Source organism: Spiroplasma citri (assembly GCF_001886855.1).
GTDB classification, from domain to species: Bacteria; Bacillota_I; Bacilli_A; order Mycoplasmatales; family Mycoplasmataceae; genus Spiroplasma; species Spiroplasma citri.
On record NZ_CP013197.1, the window covers coordinates 487,930 to 504,617 of the forward strand.

The 16,688-nt window shown below is 26.1% G+C and carries 16 protein-coding genes and 1 pseudogene; 7 read left to right on the forward strand and 10 right to left on the reverse strand.

The genetic code is table 4. The features are described from left to right. The first annotated feature begins 203 nt into the window (after positions 1-203). The 3 genes and pseudogenes from SCITRI_RS12425 (at position 204) to SCITRI_RS02595 (ending at position 5,665) form a co-directional block, all read left to right on the forward strand. Positions 204-3,134 (forward strand): annotated as a pseudogene (locus SCITRI_RS12425) (Mbov_0399 family ICE element protein). 72 nt (positions 3,135-3,206) lie between these two features. Beyond that, the gene (gene mreB, locus SCITRI_RS02590) at positions 3,207-4,247 is read left to right on the forward strand and encodes a rod shape-determining protein (RefSeq protein ID WP_071937103.1); all 1,041 of its coding nucleotides are present in this window, start codon (positions 3,207-3,209) and stop codon (positions 4,245-4,247) included. A 182-nt stretch (positions 4,248-4,429) separates the two neighbouring features. Next, positions 4,430-5,665: a replication-associated recombination protein A gene (locus SCITRI_RS02595; RefSeq protein ID WP_071937104.1), complete on the forward strand. Its 1,236-nt coding sequence runs from the start codon at positions 4,430-4,432 to the stop codon at positions 5,663-5,665. Between the two features lie 206 nt (positions 5,666-5,871). Here the strand turns inward: SCITRI_RS02595 and SCITRI_RS10490 are convergent, their stop codons facing one another. Then, the gene (locus SCITRI_RS10490) at positions 5,872-6,513 is read right to left on the reverse strand and encodes a hypothetical protein (protein ID WP_162302544.1); all 642 of its coding nucleotides are present in this window, start codon (positions 6,511-6,513) and stop codon (positions 5,872-5,874) included. Further along, the gene (locus SCITRI_RS02605; protein ID WP_071937105.1) at positions 6,513-7,922 is read right to left on the reverse strand and encodes a hypothetical protein; all 1,410 of its coding nucleotides are present in this window, start codon (positions 7,920-7,922) and stop codon (positions 6,513-6,515) included. Before SCITRI_RS02605 ends, SCITRI_RS10490 begins: the two co-directional genes overlap by 1 nt. Before the next feature lie 59 nt (positions 7,923-7,981). Here SCITRI_RS02605 and SCITRI_RS02610 point away from each other — a divergent pair, with 59 nt between their 5' ends. Continuing rightward, entirely contained in the window at positions 7,982-8,896 is a 915-nt protein-coding gene (locus SCITRI_RS02610; protein WP_071937106.1) for a hypothetical protein, read from the forward strand. 7 nt (positions 8,897-8,903) lie between these two features. Here SCITRI_RS02610 and SCITRI_RS02615 read toward each other — a convergent pair whose 3' ends face one another. From SCITRI_RS02615 to SCITRI_RS02645, 8 genes are all read right to left on the reverse strand, one after another. After that, positions 8,904-9,230 carry a hypothetical protein gene (locus SCITRI_RS02615; RefSeq protein ID WP_071937107.1) on the reverse strand — a complete coding sequence of 109 codons (327 nt, stop codon included), beginning with the start codon at positions 9,228-9,230 and terminating at the stop codon, positions 8,904-8,906. 326 nt (positions 9,231-9,556) lie between these two features. Further along, complete coding sequence (locus SCITRI_RS09830; protein WP_155522079.1) at positions 9,557-9,727, reverse strand: hypothetical protein; 171 nt, start codon at positions 9,725-9,727, stop codon at positions 9,557-9,559. A 149-nt stretch (positions 9,728-9,876) separates the two neighbouring features. Next, complete coding sequence (locus SCITRI_RS02620; protein ID WP_071937108.1) at positions 9,877-11,409, reverse strand: hypothetical protein; 1,533 nt, start codon at positions 11,407-11,409, stop codon at positions 9,877-9,879. 3 nt (positions 11,410-11,412) lie between these two features. Next, complete coding sequence (locus SCITRI_RS02625; protein WP_071937109.1) at positions 11,413-11,883, reverse strand: hypothetical protein; 471 nt, start codon at positions 11,881-11,883, stop codon at positions 11,413-11,415. 67 nt (positions 11,884-11,950) lie between these two features. Next, positions 11,951-12,250, reverse strand: a complete 300-nt coding sequence (locus tag SCITRI_RS02630) for a hypothetical protein (RefSeq protein ID WP_071937110.1) — start codon at positions 12,248-12,250, stop codon at positions 11,951-11,953. Between the two features lie 4 nt (positions 12,251-12,254). Next, positions 12,255-13,547: a hypothetical protein gene (locus tag SCITRI_RS02635; protein ID WP_071937111.1), complete on the reverse strand. Its 1,293-nt coding sequence runs from the start codon at positions 13,545-13,547 to the stop codon at positions 12,255-12,257. A 25-nt stretch (positions 13,548-13,572) separates the two neighbouring features. Beyond that, positions 13,573-13,773: a hypothetical protein gene (locus SCITRI_RS02640; protein WP_071937112.1), complete on the reverse strand. Its 201-nt coding sequence runs from the start codon at positions 13,771-13,773 to the stop codon at positions 13,573-13,575. Further along, on the reverse strand, positions 13,773-14,132 hold the full coding sequence (locus SCITRI_RS02645) for a hypothetical protein (protein WP_071937113.1): 360 nt from the start codon (positions 14,130-14,132) through the stop codon (positions 13,773-13,775). Before SCITRI_RS02645 ends, SCITRI_RS02640 begins: the two co-directional genes overlap by 1 nt. 227 nt (positions 14,133-14,359) lie before the next feature. Here SCITRI_RS02645 and SCITRI_RS02650 point away from each other — a divergent pair, with 227 nt between their 5' ends. From SCITRI_RS02650 to SCITRI_RS02660, 3 genes are all read left to right on the forward strand, one after another. Further along, positions 14,360-15,352, forward strand: coding sequence for an IS30 family transposase (locus SCITRI_RS02650; RefSeq protein WP_071937114.1), 993 nt, complete (start codon positions 14,360-14,362; stop codon positions 15,350-15,352). Positions 15,353-15,544: 192 nt separating this feature from the next. Further along, the gene (locus tag SCITRI_RS02655; RefSeq protein WP_071937115.1) at positions 15,545-16,003 is read left to right on the forward strand and encodes a hypothetical protein; all 459 of its coding nucleotides are present in this window, start codon (positions 15,545-15,547) and stop codon (positions 16,001-16,003) included. 291 nt (positions 16,004-16,294) lie between these two features. Further along, entirely contained in the window at positions 16,295-16,684 is a 390-nt protein-coding gene (locus SCITRI_RS02660; protein ID WP_071937116.1) for a hypothetical protein, read from the forward strand. Positions 16,685-16,688: the final 4 nt, after the last annotated feature.

Sequence of the window (16,688 nt, forward strand, 5' to 3'; positions counted from 1 at the left end):
AGTAAAATAATAAAATAGGTTTTTTAAACAGTAAATTTTAAATAATTAATATTAATAATATTAATTATTTTTTTTATGATAAGAATATGATAGAATTACGTGTATGTAGATGGACATCTTATTTTGACAAATGACTAGGTTAAAAATAAAATAATTAAATTTAATAATTATATGATTTTATTTTTGGTTTATGGAGAAATAAAATGAAAGTATTTTTAGTTTTGTTAACTGGAATAAGTTTGTGAACATATCCATTAATGGCAAAGTTTAGTCAATTGCCATTTATTTAGGATAAAACAACAATGTCAATGGATCCAACTCATCCAACCATAACAATTGATCCGGGTGTAAGTGTTGAAGCTTATGCATGGGTTAGTGCTGCTGCTGTGCGTGATGGCGAAGAAAAATTAGTTGAAAAAGAACATATTTATGAGCTAGATACCACAAAATATGGTTTGACACAAAGCACATTTTTAAATTATTATAAAAAAATTATTGTCAAAAATCCTTATGGACGAACACATTCTGATTGAGATAGTCTTCATAAAGAATATCGAAATGATTTTACATTTGATATTACTAAAGCAGGTGAGTATATGTTTTATGAATGATCAGGAACAGGGGGTTGAATGTTTGCTTCTGCTAAAGGAAGAGTTAAATGAGAATGAAATGGAAATACCCTCAAAATAAAATTTTGGGCAACAGTGCTTGACATCATTCATTCGGGGGATATGATGCTGATTCTCGTTCAACTTTTATTGTTAATCAAATGGATGTTGTTTCTAATGCTGAAAGTGAAAGTACAACTTATAGTCGTGTTAAAAATGCTTTAGAAAAAAACTTTCGTTTGCAAGTGATTATTCTGGCAGTCTTGAAGATGAGCGCAATATTTATGACCCAAAAGGTCAGGGGAATGATTTAACAACGGCAATGAATAAAGTTTTAAAACAAGGATTTGGAAAAGAATATTCTTATTGAGAAAAATTTATTCGACCATTTAGTTTTAGTGATGCCAAACATGAAATAACAACAGTCATTGCTTTTAATCGATTATCAACTGGTGAAGCAGTAACTTGGACATTTAAAACACCTGTTGCAATATCACTTTCGGGAAATTATTGGGGAAAACAGTTGAAGGAACGGTTAAATATTATTCCAGGTAAAGTTGTTGATCAATTTGATCCCTTAAATGGAATGGTTGAAGATAAATCAATTTTAGCACCTGATTCACCGCCAATTACTGATACATATGGTAGAAAATGACAATATCATACTACAGCTTCTGTTCAATTTGATGCCCTAGTACCAGGGGCCCCAAATTATGGAAATGAGTATTTAAAAGTTAATGACATTAAAGTTCCTGTTTTAGACTATAAGTTTAATTATAAAATGGAAGATTTAAGAAATAATGATAAGGATTCAAAAGAGAATAATCTTTATCAAGTGGAAATTATTCATGAAAGTGGTAATCAGAATGTGAGTTATAAAATTGATTATGAGATTAATAACCTAGTTCCAGAATTATCAATTCAATGGTATGCTTGAAATCCAAAAGAAAATAAGGATCAAAAGGAATTAATTACCCCAACAATTGATGGGAAACCAAATCCAAAATATGATCCAGAAATTAATCCAGAAACAGGAACAAAATCCCAAATCGTATGAGTTAAAAGAAAAACTGACCATAATTTCCCATTTGACCCTTTAAATGAAAAAGGTGAAGTAGTTAAAAATAAAGCAGAATATGATTTGGGATATATTGTTGAAGGAACGGCAGTGAGTATGGGAATTCGACAAATCTTTGATACACCAGAGATTGCTAATGTAGCAAGAGAACAAGTTGGCGATGATTTAAAAGGAAATAATCCAAACAGTATTACTGGTAAAATGCAACAAATTCCAAGTGATCAAGAAGGTCACTATTTATCTGAAACTGGGAAATGACATTATATTACAAAAACAAATGATCAATTAACATATGAAAAATATGCAATAATTGGGAAAAATGGTTTTGATAATTATCCTCGTTTCTTAGACATTATGAATAATCCAGATTTAGTTGTAAATTTTTGAACAACTATTCATGGGAAACATCTAAAGAATTTTTTAATTACTTATAAAAATTTAAATTCAAAAGAAATCTTTGCTTTAACATATGAGCAAGTGGTTTCATATTGAAAAGAGTATACTAGTGATATTATGGCACAAAAAATCCCTGCTATTCCAGAACCAGATAATTATTATAAATTAGAAAAAAACTTACCAATTGTAAAGATGAATGAACATGAACTTGGTGAAATTGTTCGGATAATTAAAGCAGAAGTAGCAGAATTTATTACTTCAAAAGTACCAAAAGCAGTGTATACAATTGATTATAAAATTTATAATAAAGATCTCATATTGATATTACAGAGAATAACAGTGTTTTAGCAGATTTGTTAAATAATGCTGAGCAACCACAGTATATGAATTTATTTGTTGAAGCATCTCCAACCTCAACATTACTAATTGAACCAGCAAAAGTTGAAGTTAAAAATTCAAAAAATTATGATCCAAATAATGTTTATAATCTTTCAAAAGTACGTTTTCGTAATCAATCTTATAATTTTCCAGATTTCTCACCTAGTCAATTACGAATATGAATTGAAGAATGAGTAGCAAAAGGTATTGCAGTTTATCAATATCCGATTACTTTAAATGCTGATTATGGAATTTCAGCAAATGGTATTCCAGATGAAGATCCAATTAGTCATAACAATACACCAGGTGATTTAAATTATGCAATTTTAACAGAGTTTATTGATAATACTGAACATAATAAAGAATTAGAATTAATTGTATATTCAAACAATGCTAGTGATTTAACAAAAGATTATACTGAATTTAAATTACTAAATAATATTGATAGTTCAAAACCACCAGTTGATCCAACTGACCCAATTGATCCAACAGATCCAACAGATTCAGATAATCCTTCCCATCCAATAGTTCCAATTCAACCAGGAGAAGAAGAAATTAATTCTAATACTAAAAAATATTTAGCATGAATATTACCAGCAGTAATTATTCCATTGATGGGTGGTGAAATTACGATTGCCATAATTATTATTCGGAAAAGAAAACGAATTCGTTAGTACTAGTTTAGGAATGAACTTATTGTTTTTATTAAGAAAAAAGATTATAATATTAACTAAGGAGGATTTGATATGGCCATATTTAATAATAAGAAGCCAACTTTTGTATCAATGGATTTAGGAACAGCTTACACTCTGGTTTATATTTCAGGGAGTGGAATTGTTTATAATGAACCATCCATTGTGGCATATAAAATTAAAGAGAATCGGATTATTGCTGTCGGAAATGAAGCATATAAGATGATTGGGAAAGGAAATAAAACAATTAAAATTGTTCGGCCAATGGTTGATGGAGTTATTACAGACATTCGTGCAACAGAAGCACAATTAAAATATATTTTTAGTCGGTTAAGAGTTACGAAGCAATTAGCTAATTCAATTATGTTATTAGCCTGTCCATCAGTTATTACCGAACTAGAAAAAAATGCTTTAAAAAAAATTGCGATGAATCTAGGCGCAACAAAAGTTTTTGTTGAAGAAGAAGTTAAAATGGCTGCTTTAGGTGGTGGGGTTGATATTTATAAACCGTTTGGTAATTTAGTGATTGATATGGGAGGAGGAACAACAGACATTGCGGTTCTTACTTCAGGGGATATTGTTTTATCAAAATCAGTTAAAGTTGCTGGAAATTATTTAAATGATGAAATTCTAAAATATGTTCGTTCTCAATATGGGCTAGAGATTGGAATTAAAACAGCCGAAATGATTAAGATTGAAATTGGTTCATTAGCAAAATATGGTGATGAACGAAAAATGAAAGTTTATGGCCGCGATGTTGTTTCAGGATTACCACGAGAAATTGAATTAACTCCAGAAGAAGTCCGTGAGGTTTTAAAAGTTCCAGTATCACGAATTATTGATTTAGCAGTTCAAGTGTTAGAAGAAACACCACCAGAATTAGCAGGAGACATTTTCCGAAATGGAATTACCATTTGTGGTGGTGGTGGTTTAATCAAAGGAATTGATCACTACTTTGAAGAAACATTACAATTACCAGCCAAAATTGGAGAACAACCACTATTAGCAGTTATTAACGGAACAAAAAAATTTGAATCAGATATTTATGATATTATTCGCCAAGAACATCATAAAACAAAAGAATTAGATTATTAAAAATGTTACAAGTTGCTATAAGAATTAACAAGCATATCAAAATAGCAAATATAGTCAGCATAGAGCAACTATGAATTAAAATCAAAACCAATATTGCCAAGTTTAGCATTGGTTTATTATAAAACTGATAATTATCAGTTTTTTTTATGCTATAATGTAAAAAAATATTTAGGAGCGAAAAAATGTTTGAACCATTAGCATTTGTCTTACGACCAACTACAATAACTGATATCATTGGGCAAAGCCACCTTATTAATGAACAAAATGGTGTTATTTCACGAATGTTGAAATATAATTATGCAAGTTCATTAATTTTTTATGGTGATCCGGGCGTTGGGAAAAGTAGTATTGCTCGAGCATTAGCCAATGATTTACAACTTGAGTATGCAATTTTTAATGCTGGAATTAATAAAAAACAAGATTTAGAGAAGATTATTAAGCAAGCAGCAAATTTTGAACGATTTATTATTATTGTAGAAGAAGTACACCGGATGAATAAAGATCGGCAAGATATTTTATTACAGTATTTAGAAAATGGACACCTAATTATGTTTGCTTGCACAACAGAAAATCCATATTTTGTGATTAATCCAGCTTTACGGTCACGAGCTAATATTATTAAATTAGAACGAATTACTGTTGATGAAATGCTAACTGGTTTACAGAAAATAATTACAAAGAAAAAATTGCCACTAACAATTACTAATGATGCTTTACTATTAATTTGTCAATTAGCAAGTGGTGATTTAAGAATTGCAATTAATATATTAGAATTATGTTTAAATTTATATCCCACAGAAGAAATTACTGTGACAATTATTAATAATCTTGCTACATCGGCTAATTTAATTAATTTTGCAGAGGGTGATGAACATCATGATTTAAAATCAGCCTTGCAAAAGTCAATTCGGGGTAGTGATGTTAATGCTGCTTTATATTATTTTGCACGCTTATTAGCAAGTGGTGATCACGAAGCATTATTACGCCGAATGTTGATTATCGCTTATGAAGATATTGGTTTAGCTAATCCAGCAATTGCGGTTCATGTTAAAACAGCGATTGATAGTTTTCGTCAAATTGGATTACCAGAGGGGCGAATTCCATTAGGATTAGCAATTGTTGAAATGTGTTTAAGTGAAAAATCAAATAGTGCTTATTTAGCAACAGATCAAGCTTATGAAGATGTTTTAAAAGGTAACCTTTATCCAATTCCTCATCATTTACGTGATACGAGTTATGCTTCCGCAAAGAAATTAGGAAATGGTCGTGGTTATCAATATCCACATGATTTTCCAAATGATTATGTTGCGCAACAATACCTTCCGAAGGAAATGCGGGGCACGGTTTATTATCAACCGAAATTACATAGTGTATATGAAAAACGAATTAATGAATTATATGGACGGTTTACAAAATAAACCAAGTAGTTCTTTTAAAAGAACTACTTGGTTTATTTTTCGTTAGTGCTAGAATGAAACTATATGAAATGGAGATGATAAAAATGACAGTAGTAAAAATTCATGTGCCAGAATTAACATGTAGTAGTTGTGCGGTGGCAATTGAAAAAAAGTTAACAAAAATTCCGGAAATTAAATTTCAAATTGGAATTGTTATAAGATTGTTATTATTTAATGAAAAAGCAGCAAAAAGCAAAGTTAACAAAACGGCGAATTCGAGATCTGTATGAATTAATTATTGCGATAATTTTAGACATTCCTTTATTATTGAGAATGATACCAGGGTTAGGATTGCTCCATAATGAATGATTACAATTTTTTTCTCAAATATCATTAACTGGATAATTATTTTCAGGTTCTTCTGAATTAATAAAAACTTGTTTTGTTGCATCTCATAAATAAGTTTTTTCAGTACTAGTAATATATAAATAACTAACTTTATCCGTTAAACTATTTTTAAATTCATTAATAGAATAAGTAAATCAATCTTTATTATTTTGTAAAAAATCATAATTTCAAATTTCAGGTATAGCACGAGATTTAATTTTAATAGCATTTTTTCATTGTGCTATAATTCCCTCTTTCCCAGTAAATATTTGTGACATTTGCGTAAAATTTTGTGGTACTCCATTATTAGGTTGAAAACCTTTATCAGTAATATTTACTAAACCAGTTTTAATAATAAATGGAAAAAAGAAATAATTACTTTTAATATCAATATCTAATTTAGTTAAATCAGATCTAACACTATTATCCATTATTCTTTCATTTAAGTTTTTAAAAATACTATTAATATTTGGTACTTGCATTATTGTATATCTCCTTTAATATCTTCTTCTCTTGTTTGATTATCATCAATATAACTCATTTCTTGCTCTAATTGCTCTAATTGTTCTTTTTGTTCTTTTTTAATTTCTTCATACATCATGCGTGCTTTTTTATTTGTTACTTTTTCTTGTTTATGAATTGCTCTAACATGAGTAATAGTTCCATTTTTTATTTGTCTATCAATTACCTCAGATTGAGTAATTTCATTAACTATTGATATATCTATAAATTCTAAGGTATAAGGTCTAAAATTATCATTATTCTGACTGTTATCATCTAAACTATCTCATTTTTTATAATGCTTAAATATATAATCAAATAAGCGATATAATTTAGGAAATCGTAAAGATCTTTTTTGTAAAGTAGTATGAATATCTAATTTATTATTCATTAATGACTCTGTTTTATTTGTATAATTATTCCCTGAAAAATTATCATATTCATAACCTGCACCATTAAATATCATTTTCATAGAATAATCACTATCAATAGTTATTTCAGTATAATTTTGTTGAGCATGAACTAAACCAACACCAGTAGTACCAGTCATAGCATATTGTTGAACTGTACTACTAATTAAAGCATCTGCTTGTACTAATTCTTCATCACCATTACCATTATCACCAAGTGGAGATGTATTTTTTCGTCCTACAAAATGAGTACGATTAATAATTCTTTCAATTCTTTTATAATAAATATTATCTTGTACATCTTTAATTAAATTAAATACAGGTAAACAATCGGGTACAGCATCTGCTGTTGTTTTTGTACCTTGAACTAATTTAGGTAAATTTGTAAATTCAACAATAGGCAATATATCTATTCCAGTATCATATTCCATTATAGAGACTGGTCTTAATTTACTTTCTAATTCTCCATAAGTTTGTCAAATACCAATTTCTAAATCTTTTGCTGTATAGTAAGTTATTTTTGCTTTTCTTGGATAAAATTGTACTTTTTGATATCACATATAATCAGATTGAGCAGGTAATATTCACATTTCTGCATATTGTTCTATTTCTGAATATTTAGCAATCCGAACATTTGACCCAATTGGAGCAACATCAATAGTTAAATCACCAGTTTCTGTTTTTAATAAATACATTACACTACGCCCATATAAACTATTTGCTAATTCATTTTGAAATAATTTAGAATAAACATAGTTTTTTTCGTATCATTCTTCTATTCAATCTTGTGTATCATCATTATCACAATTAAACATTAGACCTTGTCCAATAGTTAATGGAGCTGCTTTTCTATTAGCAATAATTCAAGGAATATCAATATAATATTTTTGTTCTGGTAATATTGGGTATTTTCCTTTTTCTAAATAATTTAAATATTCAGGTTGTTTATTTAATTCTTTAAAATTTATTTCATTATTCATTTTTACACCTCTTTTTGTCATCACCCATTATATAATCACCATAAGGAGAGTGTCAAAATATGTGAAAATTATTAACATTAATTACTAGTATTTTAGAAAACCCTAAAATAGCATTAAGAATTATAAAATTATTAGAAAAATATGGGAATTCTAAAATAAAAGCAATTTTGCAAAGTATTAAAGATATTGAACATCAATTAGCACAAATTCAATATTATTTAAACCCAAATATATTAAGTGATTTATTAGCAAAAATACCTAAAAGTTTAGAAATACAATTATTTAAAGATATTAGTTTTTTAGATAAAAATAAATATAAAGAAATTATAAATTCATTAACACCAACAGAAAGTAATTGAACTATATTATCTAGTAGTTGATGTAAAAAGGGATTTTTTCAAATAACTAATAAACAAAAATTAATAGGTAATTTAACTATTTTAATTCAATCAGATAATGATAAACAAAAAAGATGATATGGGCCATATACATATCCAAAAGTACATATCCAAGTATGACAAGCAATGAAATCAGCAATAGGTAAAAATGGAACTGGAGCAGGATCAGTATTTTGAAATATGTGATTACATGTATGATTACGCAGTGAATTAAGAGAATATGTTAATTGACAAATATATACACAACAAAATAAAGGCGGCGGTGATGTTAAATTAAGAGCAAGTAGAATTAATAAAAACTTATTAGAATTAAATAAAGAAATAAATCGTTATAGTACTAATTTTTATAATACAAAAGATGCTAAGTTAAATAAAAACAATCAATTTATTGATAATAAAAATTGATTAATTCAACAACGAGAATATGCTACTAATTTAAAATTAGGTTATCAAAAATTACATACTAGAATAATATCAAAACCAAAAACCATCAATATTTATAATGAAATTAAAAAAGGATTTAATATAATTAAAAACCCAATAAATACAACAAAAAATAAAATAAAAAGGAAATAAATCCTTTTTATTTTTTAGTAGCAGCAGGAACAGTTAAATTAGCACCTACTGTTTCATCAGTTAATCAATTTGTACCAATTAAACTGTATAAAATATCTACATCTTTACTAAAATCACCTTCATCACGGTCATTAAAGATTTTATGTTCATAATCTAAAATATTAACAGTATAATCTGATGTTCTTAAACCAGCATTAAGTTTTTGAATTGCTGTTAAAATACCAGTATTCATTTCTGCAATTACATCTGCTTTTTTAGTTAAATTAGGAATATCACTATATCAAGGTTTTTTTAAAGGTCCAACTCAACTAAAACTAATTTTTTTAACACTCATTTTATTTACTTTTTGCACTTTATAAAACTGAACTTGGGAAACACCAGTTGCTTTATTTTTACCAGCAATATAAATATCAACTTGAATATCTGTTGTAGTAATATCATAAGTTGATGGTGAACCTTGATAATATAACGGTCATCAATCATAATCATCTGTTGTTAAACTTGCATCAACTGTTTTAACTGCTTTTAAAACTTTATCATTTAAAAGTGGTCTTAAATCTTCACTTGCTACTTTTTGAGGTACAATAATTCCTTTAATTATTTCATCATCTGTTAAACTATCAACATTTTTAATTTTATCATGGATATCTACGGCACTACTTACTTTGAATAAATTAAAGAAACTGTTCCACTATATTTATTTGGATTTCCAGTTGCTAATGTGCCAGTAGATGTAATATTAGAGAATGTTGCATCTCCATTTTGATAATTAGTATTTTTTACTTTAATAGCAGTTTCTAATTCTGCTGTTGTTGGTGTATCACCAGCCATTGTAATTTTACCTAAATTAGGTGTTGTAATAACTGTTGATAAAGAAGGTTTTGTTGTACCATTAAATTAATATTTTTTTATCATTAATATTTTGATTATCAATAATACCTGCATTAATATGTAAATAAATATTTCCATTTACAATTCCATTAACTGGTAAATAAATACCTGCTGAATTTATTTGAATTGGATAATCACTTGAACCATCACTTAATATTATGGCAGAACGCATAAATGATATAACTTTGTTTTTTTTGATATGTAGTTAAATTATTATCTAATACTTTATCAAATAATTTTTTAATTTCTGCTGTGTCAAGAGTTGATGGAGTAATTCCAAAGAATTCATGATATTTTTTCTTAACATCCATATTTAATGCTGTTTGATCTACATCTAAATTATTAATATTATTAATAGTATTTTGCATTGCAGTTTTAAATATAGGATTATAAAAATCTTTATAATTTGGATCATAATCTAATAATTGATAAGTTAATTCATTTTCTCATTCACCAGTAAATTCATTATATTTTTGTCATGAGTCACCAGTTGGATTTGTATTATCTCATAAACGAGCAATGGCATCATTTTGATCTTGTTCTGTAAACATTTCTTTAACAATTAAGAAACCTAATTCAGGTCTTGTTAAAGCAGGTAATGAAAATAATACACGACTTGTAAATGCTGGTTCTTGTGTATCATTATCAACATAACTAATATTTTCAGTAAAAATAGTAATCATTGCTGCATTTTCTCTATGAATTACAAGTCCTTCAATTTTTCCATCAATAGATAAATCAAAGCCACGAGTTCTATTCATTCCCTCTAAATTAACTTGTAATTGCCCATCTGATGTTTTACCATATAAAGGTTTAATTTCTTGCCCAAGTCATAATGATTTAGAAATCATATAACCCATTACTTTATCTTGAAATAAAGTACCTGTTACCATTGTATTTGCTGAAATATTTTCACCAATTAATTGAGTATATGCTCGTGTTAAATCTAAATATGAATGTGGTTCTCAAATCATTTCTCAATCACTAGTATTTGTACCAATTTGAGATGCATTAATTTTTCTTGTTTCATCAGTCATACGATGTGCTAATTTATACATTAAATCTAATGCATCTTGTTGAGTTTTAATTGTACTTGTATCATAAATAAAAGCATAATCAGGATTAAATTTTGATCTAGCAATATAATTATCAATTACACCTTTTAAAAAGTATAATTCTAAATTAAACATCATATTTTCTGTAATTGAACCAGTTCATTTTGCTACTAATTCTCCTCGTAATGATGGATCAGTATTTTTTAAACGATCTAAATCATATCGTCTTCATTGTGTTTTTAATCCAATTGTATGATCAATTACTAAACGACCACGCTTAGCATTTTGATTTTGTTTTGGATTTCCTTTTTCATGATTTCATTCACTATCACCATAAAATAATCGTTCTGGAATTGTATAAATTGCTACTGCATAATCTGCACTTTCCATATTAGGACTTGATTGTGCTGTTGCTGTTAAACGATGAAATGTATAATAATCAGGATTAGTTAAAATATTTTTTACTCGCATTTCTTGTGCTGATAATAATAAATGTCCTTCTTTTGTTAAATTTGCTACTCCATTACCAATAACAAACCCTTCATGTAATTCTATAATTGATGCCATATTTTATTTTCCTTTCTGGTATTCTTTTTGAACTAATTTTTTAATTCTTTCATTAATAGGAATATTATGATTATCTTGTAAATTTTCTTTAATTTTTTGTGATAATTCTTCAATAAACATATTTTCATCTTTAATTTGAATTCCACCATTCATTAGGTTTTTCATATCTAATTGTGGTTTTTTCTCAATTAAATCTTTAAAGTTAGTTTTAACATATTCCATATCTTTACCACTATTTAATAGTTCTTCAACTAATTTACGATTTTCTTGTGGTACTTGTGATAACTCATATTCTTTTATTTTTGACTGATAATTACTAATTTTTTCTTCATATTGTTTTTCAGTTTCAGTTTTAATACGAGTTTCTACACTTGGTAAGACATTAGATAATATTTGCTTTTCTTTTTGTTCTAATAAAGCATTAATTTCATCTTGTGTCATATTTTCTTTATATTCATATTTAAAGTTTGACATACTTTAATCCCTCCATTATTTTTTTATAGAAAATTTCAAAAACTATCGTCACCATCTTACCATCATTTTAATTTTTGTAAACTTGTGGATATTTTTTCTTAATTTCATTTCTAGTTTCTTCAATACCTTTTTTAAAACCTTTTTCATATTGATCTAAATATTCTTTTTGATTATTTACACCATAATCATAAGTTTCTTTCATTAATTCTTGAAATATTTTAGTATGTTCTTCACAAGCAGGAACACCAATACCATTTCAATTTTTACTTACTTTTTTAAAACACTCTTTACCATCAATTATCATTCAACAAATATTTTTATCCATTCGCATTTTTTCAACATTTCTTTTAATTTGTTTTTTTGCCATAATTTTAACCTCGCTTTCCAAACTGTTTACTTATTAAAAATGGATTATCTAATGTTTTTATAAAATATTCCATTATATCCATAACAGCATAAGTCATAGCATCGAAACCATCATCAAATAATTTATTATCTTCTAATTTATAAGTAGATTTATTTGCTGGCGGTTTTCTTCATTCCATTTTTAACATATCTTTAAATAATTCTGGTGTTAATCTTTGACTAATTTGTAAATAATTCTTATTTAGCAGGATGATTATAGCATCAATTCTATCAGTTCTATATCATATTTCTTTATTAACTGGTTTAAATCTTAATCAATTAGCATCAGGGAAAAACTTTCGTCTAATATTATTTAATGTATCAACCTCTACTAAATGACCACCACCAGTATCAACATTTATTTCTAAACCATTATATAAATCATTTCATTGTGTAGCACATATTATATAAAAATGTACTATTTCATGTAAAACTTTCATTATATCTTTTTGTACCATTTCAGCATTACTATGTTTATATTCCATTAATGGTGCCATTTTTTTATAATCTTTATCTATTCCCATTAAAATTGCATGAGTAGCATGTCCTAATGGTGATTCAGCATAACCTAAATCTAAACCTGCTCTAAAATTAACTGGTTCAAAATCATATAATTTACTAAATAAATAATTAGCAAAAATACTACCATCTAATGCACCTGGCATTCCAATTCCTCAAACCTCATATTTTTTAGGTCATTCTGCTTTTAATTCATATAATTTCATTAATTCATCATAATTTAAATTATCTTTATTAATTAAATAATTAGTATAATGATTAATTACTTTTTTATCATATGCTTTTTGACCTGTTTTAGGATCTAAGACTGGCACTATTAATTTAGATATTTGCTCACCATTACTTTCTAATTCTTTACGATTAAATGGCATTAATTTATTTAAATAATCAATATGATCCTGATAAATACTATCAGGATTAGTACTTGTAATTAATATCATTTTTTTATAATCACGAACTGCTTGCATAATTGCTTCTTTTTCTGCTTTACTAAATTCATTTGCTTCCTCTAATCAAATAATACATAAATCAGCACCATTTGCTCGTGCTGTTCCTTTACCTAATACTTGCGATGAATTACTTTTTCTTGCTCCTTGTAATTTAATAAAACTACCATTAGGAAATAATCAAGTAGGTTTATTAAACCTAGCATTATATTGATAATGACCACCTTTTCATTTTTTAGTAGGATTAAGAATTAAACCTATTTTATCTAATGCATCTTGAATATCTTGTTGCATTTCAGCAGTATCAGCACTATTTAATCTAAAACCATATATTACTATTTTTTTTATCTTTATTTGCCAACACACCACAACTTAATAATGCTATTAATTCATCAATAGAATATGTTTTACCCGCTTTCCGACTACCTGCTAAATTAATCTCATCTGCAATATATTCTGTATTTTTTAATAAACTAACTACTATCTTATTAAGATAGCTATATTCATATAACATTGCCATTATATATCTCTTCCTTTATCTATATTAATCACTGGGGGAGCATAATTTATTTCAGTTTCATTTTCACGACCATAATACTGAGCATATACAGATACACCCCCCTTAGTTTTGTTTAAGAGATGTAATTTTATATCATTTTCTAATATTCGTATTTTCATTTTAAGTTCATTAAATGCTAATAAATTAGTGTCTTTTAAGGTATTATATTCATCTTCTTCTAAATTACAAAAGATTAATAAGGTTTCTTTTGTGGCAAGTTTAATATTATTTTCTTTACAATATTCATCAAATTTTGTTAATTTTTGCTTTATTTTTGTTAAATTTGCCATTATTCATCACTTTTTATCTACTTTTGCCATCTTTTTTACCTCTTTTGTCATCACCATTCTACAAAAAAATATAAAAAAGTAAAATAAAAAAAGACTTTTTCAAGTCTTCATTTTTAGTAATTTTTAAACAAGAGATTTAAGGTTGGATAATCCTACTTGTATTAAATTACATCACCATCCTAACATCTTTTAATAAAATGTCAACAAAATTTTAAATTTTATGATAAAAATATTTTCAGAAAGGTTGGTTTAATCTTATGAACAAGAAAAAATATAAACATTTTAGTCTTGTTGAAAGATATAAGTTAAAAGAATATTTAATATCAGAAACATTTAAAAAGAAAAATGGTACATCTAATTATTCTAAAATAGCAAAAGTAATGAATAAAAGTCCTAATACTATTAGATTAGAGGCTCAAAGACTTGGTGAAGAATATAATCCTGAAAAAGCAAATGATGATTATAAAAAGAAAAGAAAAAAATCTATTAAATGTACTACAATTTCAACAAAAGTTGTAAATTATGTAAGAGAAATTTTAAGTAAAAAAATTTATTCACCAAGATTAATTATTTATGAATATGAAAAAAAATATAATGAAAAGTTTCCATTTTCACATGTGACACTTTATAAATATATTGATCATAAAGTTTTTGATGATGAAAATAATGAAATTAAGAAAAAATTACCATTTAAAGGTAAAAAATATAAAACAAAAAAGAGAAAAGATGATCGTGGTCAATTAACTAATATTAGATTTATTGATGAAGCAGAACATGAAAAGGGAACTTTTGGTTGACTTCAAATGGATTGTATTGTTGGAAAAGAACATCAATCTGCTTGTTTAACTATTACCGAAGAAAAAAGTTTATATACGATTTGTTTTAAATTAAATCAACATAATTCAGAAGAGGTTAATAAAGCTCTTAAAAGTATTATTAGAAATAAACTTTATAAGATAAATATAAAAGGAATTATTACAGATCAAGGTAAAGAATTTAGTAAATGAAAAGAAATTGAAAAAATTACTAATGCTAATGTTTATTTTTGTGATGCTGGAACTCCGACACAAAAAGCAAAAGTTGAAAGAATAAATAGAGATATTAGAGAATATTTACCTAAAGGAACTGATTTTAATACTGTTACTCAAAAAGAAATTAATAAAGTTATGAAAATTATTAATGAAAAACCGCGACCGAGTTTAGGTTGATTATCCTCCAAAGAGGTATTTTTACAAAATATTAATATTTAATTTTTTTAAATATAAATTATATATTTGTAGCAAACTTTTCTTTTTGTCGTGCTTAAATATTAACTCATATTTAAAAAAGTTATTTTTTTTTGAAAAAATATTGCATTTTAAAATAAAAGGTATAATATCATATTAACAAGGTTGGGAATTACCTACTTGCATCTTTACAATACAAATAAAGGAATGATATATATGAAAAAAATTTTAGGATTATTAAGTTCATTTACATTATTAACTGCTGGAGTAACACCATTAATGGCAATGATGCCAAATAATAAAAATAAAGTACCAAGTTTAGAAGAAAAAATTACTACAATAAATATTGAATATATAAATAAAGTTGATAAAGAAACAATCTTTAATAAATTAAAAGAGAAAAAAGAAACATTTCTTTCTCAACCAATATTTATCGAAAATTTAGAAATTATAGATATATTTTTGGAAAAAAAAGATTTTAATTATAGATTTGTTCATGGTATTTCAAAAATTAAATTAAAAGAAAATAGTAATATTTGTATTAAAAATAATAATAAATGAATACAAGTACCAGAAAATATTATTTACACTATTAACTTTTATACTCGAAATAAAAATTATGTTTCTTCTATAAAATTTTATAATTGAAAACCAAGTTTTTATATTTATAAATAAAATTAGAAAATCATTCTTATAAAAAATATAGTTAATTTATTTAAAACAACATTTAATTTTGTTGTTTTTTATTTGACAAATAATTCTAATGACGCTATCATCACGGTGTAATTAGTTATATAAATATTAATTTTATTTTACTTATATACCCCCCCTATAAGTCCTTTAAAATAAGGACTTTTTGGGTTCCGATGTGGTGGGGTTCCGTGTACACTTTTTTTAATTTTGAAAAAAACCGCACTTTTATACTAAAAATAATAAAAAACCCCGTAAATAAAGGAGTTTTTATAAATGAATGAGTTAAAAAATAGCAAAAAACAAGCAAAAAATAGCCAAAATTTAACAAAAAATGCCCCTTTTTTGACAAAAAATGAAAGCATTTTAACAAAAGAAAACAATAACTTAAACCAACAAAAAAACCTTTTAAATTGAGAAAAAGATAAAGAAAAATTAATAAATAAATATAAACGATTTTTAAAAGAAAAAAATGTTATTTTAGATATTATTAAACTTGATTTTTTAGAAGAATTTTGTACCCTTAAATTAACTTTAAATAACATTAATAATGAAATCCAAACCTTAATTAATGACGGTAAATTATTTTCTGAAACCGATAATAATCGCGGAAAACCAAAAGAAGTAAGACACCCCCGCTTTAATTTCTTATGGACAAGCATATAAAGAT